This window comes from Proteus hauseri ATCC 700826, from assembly GCF_001654965.1.
Classification (GTDB): domain Bacteria; phylum Pseudomonadota; class Gammaproteobacteria; order Enterobacterales; family Enterobacteriaceae; genus Proteus; species Proteus hauseri.
Window position 1 is genome coordinate 19,405 of the sequence record NZ_LXEV01000021.1, and the last position, 11,552, is coordinate 30,956.

12 protein-coding genes are annotated in these 11,552 nt (G+C 35.7%); 5 read left to right on the forward strand and 7 right to left on the reverse strand.

Annotated features, from left to right (window positions below):
• Nucleotides 1–29: 29 nt before the first annotated feature.
• Complete coding sequence (locus M997_RS07960; RefSeq protein WP_064719577.1) at nucleotides 30–1,214, forward strand: Bcr/CflA family multidrug efflux MFS transporter; 1,185 nt, start codon at nucleotides 30–32, stop codon at nucleotides 1,212–1,214.
• Nucleotides 1,215–1,735: 521 nt separating this feature from the next.
• Nucleotides 1,736–2,083 (forward strand): YejG family protein, encoded by a 348-nt coding sequence (locus M997_RS07965; RefSeq protein WP_064719578.1) that lies wholly within the window; start codon nucleotides 1,736–1,738, stop codon nucleotides 2,081–2,083.
• A gap of 218 nt (nucleotides 2,084–2,301) precedes the next feature.
• Here the strand turns inward: M997_RS07965 and mepS are convergent, their stop codons facing one another.
• Both mepS and M997_RS07975 read right to left on the reverse strand, forming a co-directional pair.
• The gene (mepS, locus tag M997_RS07970; protein ID WP_064719579.1) at nucleotides 2,302–2,910 is read right to left on the reverse strand and encodes a bifunctional murein DD-endopeptidase/murein LD-carboxypeptidase; all 609 of its coding nucleotides are present in this window, start codon (nucleotides 2,908–2,910) and stop codon (nucleotides 2,302–2,304) included.
• Nucleotides 2,911–3,270: 360 nt separating this feature from the next.
• A complete protein-coding gene (locus M997_RS07975; protein ID WP_064719580.1) occupies nucleotides 3,271–3,993 on the reverse strand; it encodes a phosphatase PAP2 family protein in 723 nt (240 codons plus the stop codon).
• Between the two features lie 348 nt (nucleotides 3,994–4,341).
• Between M997_RS07975 and M997_RS17710 the strand changes: the two genes are divergently transcribed.
• Together M997_RS17710 and M997_RS07985 are read left to right on the forward strand one after the other, a co-directional pair.
• Nucleotides 4,342–4,542, forward strand: a complete 201-nt coding sequence (locus tag M997_RS17710; protein ID WP_248846336.1) for a hypothetical protein — start codon at nucleotides 4,342–4,344, stop codon at nucleotides 4,540–4,542.
• Between the two features lie 383 nt (nucleotides 4,543–4,925).
• Complete coding sequence (locus M997_RS07985) at nucleotides 4,926–5,252, forward strand: hypothetical protein (protein ID WP_064719581.1); 327 nt, start codon at nucleotides 4,926–4,928, stop codon at nucleotides 5,250–5,252.
• A gap of 201 nt (nucleotides 5,253–5,453) precedes the next feature.
• On the opposite strand, the gene yeiP is transcribed toward M997_RS07985, so the two are convergent.
• From yeiP to M997_RS08010, 5 genes are all read right to left on the reverse strand, one after another.
• A complete protein-coding gene (gene yeiP / locus M997_RS07990) occupies nucleotides 5,454–6,026 on the reverse strand; it encodes an elongation factor P-like protein YeiP (RefSeq protein ID WP_064719582.1) in 573 nt (190 codons plus the stop codon).
• 143 nt (nucleotides 6,027–6,169) lie between these two features.
• The gene (mtr, locus tag M997_RS07995) at nucleotides 6,170–7,411 is read right to left on the reverse strand and encodes a tryptophan permease (RefSeq protein WP_064719583.1); all 1,242 of its coding nucleotides are present in this window, start codon (nucleotides 7,409–7,411) and stop codon (nucleotides 6,170–6,172) included.
• Nucleotides 7,412–7,704: 293 nt separating this feature from the next.
• Complete coding sequence (locus tag M997_RS08000) at nucleotides 7,705–8,142, reverse strand: nucleotide triphosphate diphosphatase NUDT15 (RefSeq protein ID WP_064719584.1); 438 nt, start codon at nucleotides 8,140–8,142, stop codon at nucleotides 7,705–7,707.
• Between the two features lie 194 nt (nucleotides 8,143–8,336).
• Nucleotides 8,337–9,182, reverse strand: a complete 846-nt coding sequence (gene nfo / locus M997_RS08005; protein ID WP_064719585.1) for a deoxyribonuclease IV — start codon at nucleotides 9,180–9,182, stop codon at nucleotides 8,337–8,339.
• A 188-nt stretch (nucleotides 9,183–9,370) separates the two neighbouring features.
• Nucleotides 9,371–10,459: a YeiH family protein gene (locus M997_RS08010; protein WP_064719586.1), complete on the reverse strand. Its 1,089-nt coding sequence runs from the start codon at nucleotides 10,457–10,459 to the stop codon at nucleotides 9,371–9,373.
• Nucleotides 10,460–10,643: 184 nt separating this feature from the next.
• Between M997_RS08010 and yieE the strand changes: the two genes are divergently transcribed.
• Nucleotides 10,644–11,537: a DNA-binding transcriptional regulator YeiE gene (yieE, locus tag M997_RS08015; RefSeq protein ID WP_064719587.1), complete on the forward strand. Its 894-nt coding sequence runs from the start codon at nucleotides 10,644–10,646 to the stop codon at nucleotides 11,535–11,537.
• Nucleotides 11,538–11,552: the final 15 nt, after the last annotated feature.

Genomic DNA, 11,552 nt, shown 5'->3' on the forward strand with positions numbered 1-11,552 from the left:
TATCCTGCCGTTTTTGGGAGTTTATCTGCGTGCAACAGCAACGTTCGTCATACCTTAGTCTCATTTTAATTCTGGGACTAATTTCCATGCTTACGCCATTGGCTATAGATATGTATCTACCTAGCTTACCGACTATCGCCCAAGATTTTGGTGTGCCTGGTGGTAAAGTTCAGATGACACTCAGTATCTATATTTTTGGTTTTGCGATTGGGCAATTAGTTTATGGCCCAATGGCAGATAGTCTGGGGCGTAAACCGGTTATTTTGGGTGGTGTTATTGTTTTTGCTTTTGCATCAGGTGCTTGTGCATTATCTGAATCTATAGATATGCTGATATGGATGCGTTTTTTACATGGTTTTGCTGCGGCTGCCGCCAGTGTTGTGATTAATGCATTAATGAGAGATATGTTTTCTCGAGATGATTTCTCTAGAAGTATGTCTTTTGTTGCCTTAGTGATGACCATTGCGCCATTACTTGCACCTTTATTGGGCGCTGGAGTAATGAGATGGTTTTCTTGGCATGCTATTTTTTGGAGTATTTCAATTGCGGCAATTATTGCAGCTGTACTGATAACGGTATTTATTCCAGAAACCTTGCCGAAAGAGCGTCGCCAGCGCTTTAGCTTAAGAGTGACATTTAGCCAATTTATTAGTTTATTTAGAGCGCGCCGTGTTTTTTGTTATATTTTGGCATCCGGCTTCTCTTTTGCTGGAATGTTCTCATTTTTAAGTGCTGGGCCTTTTGTTTATATCGAATTACATGGCATCCCCTTCGACCAATTTGGCTTCTATTTTGGTTTTAATATCATCTTTTTAATTATCATGACGGGTATTAATGGGCGATATGTTCGTCGATTTGGCGCTTTAAATATGCTGCGCTTTGGATTAACCATTCAATGTTTGATGGGCGTATTTTTAATGCTGGTAGTTGCGTTGAATTTACATTTCAATTTCTTAGTTGTGGGTGTTGCAATGTATGTTGGAGGAATAGCGATGATAACCTCTAATGCAATGGCTGTTATTCTTGATGATTATCCTCATATGGCTGGTACAGTTTCCTCTTTAGCGGGTACTGTGCGTTTTGGGGTTGGGGCTTTAGTTGGTACCGCAATTGCAATGTTACCGGCTAAAACAGAATGGCCAATGGTCAGTTCAATGGCTTTTTGTGTTCTGTGCGCAATGGGTTTTATTCTGTTAGCTCGCCGTTACAAATAAGAATATCACGCTATAAATTTATATTATTTATAGCGTGAACTCTCCTTTTTAGTGCTGCTCTGCACGAAAAATTACTATTTCCTTCAGATATCCCCTGTGAATCGTTTCAATTTAGTGGCATTTCTTGATTTCAATCAATACTTGATGTTGTGTGTTTGTTAAATTAAGTGAAATTTATTTTAATGACCATCTGTCATTGTTTTGTTGTTATGAATCATAGTGATTAAAATTGATAAATTGTTTTACATGAATACGTAATATTTTATACAATTTTTTTATATAGTTGATAAAATGTTAAATAAATGAAAGAATAATTGAAGGATACATTCTTCAAGGGAATGAGTGTATGAAAACATTAGAACTATAAAATGCGTAATAAGGGATCTTCACTTTTTTTGTAAAATAATTGTAATAATTATGTTTTATAGTTAACAAGGTTTTAATATGAAGTGTGGGCAAGTCAGTTCAAGCTCGTATTGATGATGCATTAAACTAACGTGTTGATGAAACAGGATTGATTTGTGGATAATGTACAACTTTCGGTAGTTCACAAGCTGCCGCTGAGTTATCGGTGGCTAGCTGGTTTTACAGGTACAAGAGTAGAGATACTGCCTGAAAATGATGCGGGAAAGCAAAATACGCTAATTGGTTTAAAATTGTTAAGCCATGATGGTATGACACTGGATGAAGCAATACAGCATTTGCGTCAGTATCTGAATAATCTCCATATTGAAAGCGTTATTATTGAGTGGGATGGCGTACCTTGCCTTTTTCTGGGAAGCGATGATGAATGTGCAGCACTGTGTTGTTTAAAAAATGCAGGTGTTGCGATAGCTGAGCCATTTCCTACTGCATACTCTTATTTATAACGTTTACTCATAGCACGAAGTAAGCTTTTATCGTAACTCTAAGATAATATTATTAATATTATATCAACCGTGCTGGTGAGCTGTTGTTTTGTAATCAAGATACAACTTATTAAGTAACACAAATATCCTCAGCAGTCATAGCGATAAATTACAAACACAAAAAAAGGCTCATTTATTAATGAGCCTTTTTTATTCGATATAAGATATAAGGGAAATAATTATCTTAACGTATTCAATGAGAGGTTCTCAGCTATAGCCGCTTCTTTCTCAATAACTCTTCGCGCTGCATAAAAACGGTTATTCCAGTAAGTATTCGACATTTCTGAAACGATTACACCACTACTTGTTGATGCATGAACAAATTTATCGTTACCAATGTAAATACCAACATGACGCATTGTGCGACCTGTTTTAAATAAAACTAAATCACCAGCTTGTAATTTGGTTCTATTTACTTGGGTACCTGAAAATTGTTGATCTGAAGTTGAACGCGGCAGTTCTACACCAAACTGATCGCGGAATGTTCTTTGAACGAATGCAGAGCAATCAATACCACTTTTAGTATTACCGCCTAAACGATATGCTACGCCTTTCCAGTCTGCATATTGGTCAAGTATCTTAGATTTTATATCGAGATTCTTCACCAATGATTCAAATTCATCTTGAGATGCTTGAGAAATAGAAGTACTAGGTGATGTTTTAAGTGGGGTATTACTTGGATTCGCTAAGCGTGAATTTGCGTTCTGTGAGCTACATGCAGATAACGTAGCTACGACAATGAACGCCGGTATGAGCTTAAGCATTCTCATAAACGGTTTGTTTCTCATTGTGACAGATTTCCCTTACATCCTTATGTGCCGAATTGCACATGAATAATTCACCAAATAACCAGAGAATATAGTGTAATTTAACTCTGGCAACCCCATTGCGCGAAAAACGTGCACTAAAGCACGTAATTATCCGCATTTAATGATAAATAATGCGGAAACACAAAAAGTGTACATAAAGAAAAGTTAAATGGCGAGAGAAAAGGCGCTTAATTTACAAAACATTAGATAATAAAGTGCTAATACTTAAAATAGATTCAATTATGTCATCAAAGTTTCATTTAATTGATATAATTCTGACCAAAATGAATAAGCGCAGATAAACTTGCGCTTATTCTTATTTAATGGTTTTTAATTATTTTAACTAAAATGTTTCTTCTCTTTAAAGGGAAGAACTTTTTCTAACCATTTAATAATGGTGTCTGACAGAGGAGTAATTAATAACCAGCTGGTGGTGAGTAAGGTTAACGAAAGAGAGCCCACTAATATATCAGAAGCCCAATGCGCTCCCGCCATTACGCGTGGTAATGAAAAAACTACCGTAATGAGCAGTGCACATAAAAAAGAACGAAATGAGAGGTAGCGTAATATAAAGCTACAAAAAATAAGCAGCATTAAGCCGTGATCACCAGGGAAGCTATCACCAGAAGCATCTTTGGTTGCTATTCCTGTTACAACACCCACGCGATGTGAATCTTGAAAATGAAGTGTAGGGCTAGGTCTATCTATAGGGATATTTTGACCAATTTGATTTATTAGCACGGCACTGACCACCATAACTAATCCCACAATAATAAGATGACGCTTTCCTGCGTAATTTTGTTTACGAAAAGTATTGTAATAAAGCATTCCCATTGCGAGCAGAATAATAAGATCAAATGATCGCTTATTAACGTAAGCTACAAATTTTGCAAAAAAAGAATCAGGCAAAATATGCTGATTAAAAAAATAAAAAATATGAGTATCTAGTGATAGCCAAAACCCATGTTGGGCAGGAATATACCAAGAACAGAAAATGAGCAAACTACATAAATTAAGAATTAAGATAAGGCTTACTTTTTGGCGGGTGTTAGAAAGTTTCATAAATAATCAAGCTGCTTGTATTACGTATATTTAGTGATCGTGATCACGAAATTTTTGATATTGATTATAGGACTATAGTCAAAGTAAAAAAATATATCTTTGCAAATAGATGCTTTAAAAATTGTTATCTATAAGTTTCATTTCTGTTAGCTGTACTAATATCGCCTTAAGGTAAACTTTGAATATATTTTCTTGATAGTCGTATATTGAGTGTTTTATAATTTTTTTCTAATCTTAAAGTAATGATAAAAGTTAAATAAAAAAAGTAACGAGCCGATATTAGTTAGGTCTTTAATAACATATTGGCTCTTTTGCTTGACGTTATCTATAAACACTGGGAGATTAATCATGAAAAAGATATGTAAGGTAGTTTCATGTTTGTTTTTATTATTAACTGCTGCATCATTTGCTAGTGAAAATAAAGTAATAGGATCGGGTACCATTACATTCGTTGGTACTATTGTTGAAGGTAACTGTGAAATGGAAACAAATAAAAACACTTTTAAAACAAAGTGTTGGAATGGGGTTGAAATGGAGGAATCACGTTAGCATTTAGAACCAAACAAACAATTTAATTCAAAATTGATTAATAACAAAGGAACAATGGCTATAAAATGGATTAAGGATGACTTAGCCATAATGAATATTGTATACAATTAATTTCTTTTGAATTAAATAATAAAAATATTTTTACAATTTAAATATTTTTTTAATATTTTTAAAATTTAATTACAATTATAAATATTTGACTTAAGTTTTATCAACGTTGATTTTCTATTTTTTTTATTTATAAACAATGAAAGCTTATATTTGATAGACATCAAATATTCTTCTTCTGTCTATATAAATGTCATGTTTTATTGCTATGATGAAAATATGTCGGGTAGGTGTGATCCTCATACCTGCTAGTGCAAACAAGAAGTGAGGTCGTTATGAGAAAATATCTGACCGTATTATGCAGTCTTCTCGTTTCCTGTTCGATATCTCTTGCTTGGGCATCATCACTAGAGCAAACCACAGGGCAGATTTATCTGCGAGGTGCTATTGTAGATCCAGCCTGTGAAATGAATTTTACATTCGATAAAGCACAATATCAGTGTTACAAACACAATAAAGTTTTTACCTCAACTCAATCTATTGTTCCTGCATCTTTTGATCATTCACAATCCATTCTTTTGCCTCAAGATATGGGGAAAGCGGAAATCCGTTGGATGGACGATAGTCAAAAGAATGGGATCATTGATGTTCACTACTTTTAATTATATTTTAGCATCATGCTTAACGTTACGTTTTAAGAGCATGGTAAAAGGTGATAAATAGAAGAGTGATTAGTTGAGGTAAATTAGTTGAGGTAAACAAGTCAAATAATCGTCTGCCGCATTGGGTTTCTACGATTATCTGACCCATTTAGCCACACATTAGCAATATTTAGCTAAGTGTAGGAGAGATTTTGCACTTATTTAGTCAGCACGGCCCATATAACGGCGCTCTGCAATATGAATGCGGACTTTATCACCCGTTGATAGATATTCAGGAACCTGAATCACTAGCCCTGTAGGTAATGTCGCTGGTTTGGTACGAGCACTTGCTGAAGCGCCTTTTATTCCAGGCACAGTTTCAACAATTTCCATATCCACAGTTTGTGGCAGTTCTAATGCAAGAACTTGTCCATCCATAGTTAATACCTGCATTCCCGCTAAACCTTCTTCAGGAATAAACAGCAATTCATCTTCTATTTGATCTTTTTTGAAGGTATATGGTGTGTAATCTTCATTATCCATAAAGATATACTCATCACCATCAATATAAGAGAAGCTAACGGCACGACGGGTTAAGTTGATAGTTTCAACCATGTCATCGCCTTTAAAACGCTCTTCTACTTTTTGACCTGTCCGAATATCGGTAAAACGCATTTTGTACAATGTACTTGCGCCACGAGCACTTGGTGCTTGAATATCGACATCTTTAACCAGCAATAATTTGTTGTTATAACTGACTGCCATACCGCGTTTAATTTCATTGGCTTTTGCCATATAAAACCTTCCATTAAATAACATTGACGAGAATGGCGACAAAATTACTCGCAGTGCAGAAACTTGGCAAGTTATTCGCAAACTTTTTTATAGAGAAATTGATAAAAAGCGTAAAGCCAGCAAGTGCTGGCTTTAACGAAGGATTAGCGGTAGATAGGAAGCAGATCAAAACTTGCTAGTATATGCGCAGAAGCATTAATTAATCCGAATAAAATAACAAACACAATCATAAACATACCGCCGGGTGCTTTAAAGCTTTGCGCTTTATGACGTTGGCGACTTGCTTTAACCATTAATGCAGGAATAATTGCCGCCCAAATTGTCGCTGCTAGACCTGCAAATCCAATGGCGTATAAAAATCCATCAGGGAAGATAATGGCTAAAATAGTCGGTGGAATAAACGTAATTAATGCTGATTTTAATCGCCCACTACCATTATCTGAAAATTTAAAAAAGTCTGCTAAGTAATCGAATAAACCTAAAGATACGCCTAAGAATGAACTCGCTAGTGCCATATAAGAGAAGATATCTAATAGGTGCGATACCATTTCATTTGCGGTACTACTGCGCATCTGTGTTAATAAGTTACCAATATTCCCACCATCAGCAATAACCTGTTTAAAATCTTCACGAGGAATATTACCTTGTACTACGAACTGCCATAAAATATAGATAGCTAGTGAGATTAATGTTCCTATTAACAGACTTTTCATTACAGCTTTGCCGTCTTTTTTATAATAGGTCACTAAGCCAGGAATATTTCCGTGATAGCCAAATGATGTCAGTAAATAAGGCAATGCAGCTAAAGCATAAGGTAAATAACTAGGATGATTTTCTGTGGTATTAAATAACACAGGCATTTTGACTTCAGTAAACAAACCACCAATAGCGAGAACAAACGCAATCACCATACCACCAATTAAAATGGTACTTAATCTATCTACTGCACGGGTTGATAACCAAACAAAGAAAGCCACTAATAAGGCAAAAAGTAAGCCAGCAATAGCTTGAGGTACACTTACAATACCTGAGAAATTCTGCACGATAATAGAACTGCCAGCAGAGATATAAGCGTAGGTTAAAATATAAAGTACAAAAGCAATTGATAAGCCGTTAATTGCACTCCAACCTTTTCCTAATAAATCTTTGGTAATGGTATGAAAGCTTGAGCCTAAAGGATAATGAAGATTAACTTCAAGGATCATTAGGCCAGACATAAACAGACAAAACCAAGTATAAATTAGCAGAAAAATAGAGCCAGTAAACCACACACCGGAAGTCACAATTGGAATTGAAAACATGCCAGCACCTACTGCAGTGCCTGCAATAATCATCGCTCCACCAAGTACTGATGGGCGTTTTGTTGTTGAAGTGACTTCTGACATACGATGTCCTTATAATTATTGACTCAATGTACTAGCTTGATAGTGTGGAGGATACACGCTTGTTTAGAGTGTGTAAATAGAAGTCAGCAAGCTTTAATTATTAAAAAAGTGAGTAAAAATAACACAATAGAAACCCTATGCTATATAAATCAATGAATTAACATCAAGGGAATAAGAAATAAAAGAGAAATCAAAGAGTAAAAAAGGAGAGGTTTAATTTAAAAAAAGGGATTACAAACATTATCCTGAACAAAAAACATCCAGAATAATGAAGGAGATAGCTAAAAAATAAATTATTTTTGATAAAATTGATGGTTTTTCCATAAAGCAATGGAATTACGGCTTGCCTCAAAATGAGGTTCTGGCAAGTTATCAGGCGAACACCAGCGAAGTTCTGAGCATTTATCGGGTTCCATCAGCGTTGGTTCACCATTTTTGAATTGTGCTAACATACAAATAGAAACAGTATGTTTTCCTTCTTGCTGATAAGTTTCTAAGTTATTACTGATGCCTATCACTTTAGGTGCATCGATAGTGATACCTATTTCTTCTTCAATTTCACGGATTGCACATTGTTCAAAGGTTTCACCGGGGTCAACATGACCACCAAAAATTGACCAGTAAGGCGCATGTGATCCACAACGTTTTCCTAATAACACTTCACCTTTTTCATTGACGATAATTACACCAACACCGACTACTACATACTTAGCCGTATCTACAGCAGACATTTGATACTCCTTATTTTTTATATTGGTAGAGAAAAGTCATTTTTACGAGGGTATTGTCCTTGGGCTACTTTAAAAGTTCAAGGATAGCATGGGATGTTTTGCTGAATGAAAAACAGGGTTGGTGATAAAATAGCTCCCTTGGTATTTATGATAAAAATGGCCTTAGGAGCAATAATCATTTCGTTTAATGGTGATTAATTAATTTGCTGTGATTTTAGCCATGCAATTTCGTCAGGCCAAATATCAGGATTAATAGTTTCTAAAATAAGTGGGATATGATCAAAACGATCATCTTGCATAATATATGTAAAAGGCACTTTGCCTATATTGCCTTCTCCTAAACTATGGTGGCGGTCTACGCGGCTTGCTAATTCACTTTTTGCATCATTTAAATGCATTGCTTTTAAATACTGAAACCCAACAATTTGGCCAAATTCAGCAAAGGTTTTTTCGCAATTTTCAACAGTACGCAAATCATATCCTGCTGCGAATGTATGACACGTATCAATACATACACCAACCCGAGATTTATCTTCCACGCTATCAATAATAGCGGCGAGATGTTCAAAGCGAAAACCTAAGTTAGTGCCTTGTCCCGCAGTATTTTCGATAACGGCGGTAACGTTTTGTGTTTTATCTAATGTAATATTGATGGATTCCGCGATACGTTTTAGGCATTTATCGATATCGATTTTATTTAAATGGCTTCCGGGATGGAAATTGAGTAGTTCGATACCTAATTGTTCACAACGTTGCATTTCATCTAAAAATGCGTCTCTTGATTTTTCTAGTGCTTCTTCTTCAGGATGACCTAAATTAATCAAATAGCTATCATGAGGTAAGATTTGAGAAGCTGTATAGCCATAAATTTCACAATTATTTTTAAATTTATCAATAACTTCGCTGGCTAATGGCGCTGCTTTCCACTGACGTTGATTTTTAGTAAATAGGGCAAATGCAGTAGCTTTTATTTCATGTGCGCGCAATACTGCTTGATCGACGCCACCAGCGGCACTGACATGTGCGCCAATAAATTTCATGACTCTCTCCTTAGATTTTATTTCACACCACGATAACAAATATAAAAGTGTATAACACCATATTGATATGTTAAATGCAAAAAAGCGCAACTGATTTACAGTTGCGCAAGAGGAAAATAATTTTCAAGGAGGAAAGCTGAGCTTTAAATTTTTTATAAATCGTTATTAATAGCTTGTTGGCGTAAGAACTAAGCCATTAATACCGATTGAATAAAGATATTAATAAAAGCGCCTCCAATAGTCAGCCAGAAAAAGAGAAATAATGCTAACAGCAGCGGTTTAACCCCCGCTTGGCGAATTGCGCTAATATGAGTTGTTAAGCCCAAAGCAACCATTGCCATTGCCAATAAAATGGTATCAATAGTCACAATATAGCTTACTAATACAGCCGGAATTAAATTTAAAGAGTTAAAACCGGCCATTAAGATAAAGAACACAGCAAACCAAGGTATGGTAATTGGGCTTTTTTGTGCAACACCTTCGCTATTTTTATTATTCTTTTTACTTAAGTAAGTAGAAAGAATAATTAAGAAAGGCGCTAACATCATAACGCGGATCATTTTACTGATAACCGCTGCATTTTCTGCATCAGGACTTATTGAGTGGCCAACAGCAACGACCTGAGCAACTTCATGAATAGTTGAACCAGAAAAGATACCAAAAGTTTCTTCATTAAAAGGCAACCAACCTGCAAACGCATTTAAATGGAAAAACCAAGGGTAAAGGAAAATACCAATAGTGCCAAAAATAACTACGGTTGATACAGCAACTGCGACTTGACTTGCTTGTGCTTTAACAACCGGTTCTGTTGCCATAACGGCGGCGGCACCACAAATACTGCTACCAGCACCAATCAAAATGACAGTCTGTTCATCTAAACCAAAGTATTTTTTACCTATCCACATAGCAATAAGGAAGGTTGATGTCAGCATAATGGCGTCAATAATCAGCCCTGTGGCACCCACATCGGCAATTTGCTGAAACGTCAGTCTAAAGCCATAAAGAATAATACCCGCTCGTAATAAATAATGTTTCGCAAACTTAACACCGTCATCGCTATAAGGTTTTGCAACGGGATAAAACGTATTACCAATAATAATACCGAATAAGATAGCTAGTGTTAAAGCGCCTAATCCCATGTTGGAAAACCAAGGAATATCACCCACAAAAATAGCGAGAGCGGTTAGTATTCCTGTTAGTAATAAACCGGGGATCCAACGATAAATTGGCATAAAATATTTTTTAGCTAATGTCATAGATTGAGTTTGCTCAGACATAGAAAAACCTTGCTTATATAAATTTAGCATAAGCATATAACAAATAATCTTATTTATTAAACTCATTATTTTTATAATAATGACCACTAAAACTAATAGATGTATATTTTATCAATTGTTCTTGGTATGTTATTGGTTTGTGGATAGTATGTTATGACAATGACAGCAAAAAGGTGGTATGGATATGCGAATTACGTTGCGGCAACTGGAAGTGTTTACGGAAGTACTCAAGTGCGGTTCTACAACGCAAGCGTCACAACAACTGGCATTATCTCAGTCTGCCGTCAGTGCTTCTTTAACTGATTTAGAGAGCCAATTGGGCGTACAGCTTTTTGATAGAGTTGGAAAACGTTTAGTCACAAATGAACACGGGCGGTTACTTTATCCCAGAGCACTTTCTTTACTCGAGCGAGCCACAGAAGTAGAACAACTGTTTCAGGCAGGAAATGGCGCATTACGTATCGCTGCAAGTACCACTATTGGTAACTATATTTTGCCGCAAATGCTGGGACATTATCATCGTAATTATCCTGATATTCCTTTAGAAATGAGCATCGGAAATACAGAAGAAGTGGTTAAATTGGTGAGTGAGTTTCGAGTTGATTTAGGTCTTATTGAAGGCGCTTGTCAAAGTTCGGAGCTTATTAGCCAAAAATGGTTATTAGATGAGATGGTCATTTTTTGTTCTCCCGATCATGCTTTAGCAAAAAGTAAAAGTGTAACTTTGGCTGATTTACAATCAGCACCTTGGATTTTACGAGAAAACGGATCAGGTACACGAGATGTGCTTAATCATCTTTTATTTGCATCATTACCCGGTTATCGCATTGAAATGGAGTTAGGAAATTCAGAGGCGATAAAGCATGCTGTTATGTATGAAATGGGTATTAGCTGTTTATCACGCCGAGTAATAGAAGAACAGCTTAAAAATGGCACACTAAAAGAGATTAAGGTAGAGGGATTAACGCTGCAACGTACTTTATATCCGGTTTATCATCGTCAAAAACATGTATCGGATGCGCTAAAAAAACTACTTAAATATTGTAATGCAGAACATTTAATCAGCAATTTTTCATAAATTGCTAATAATGGA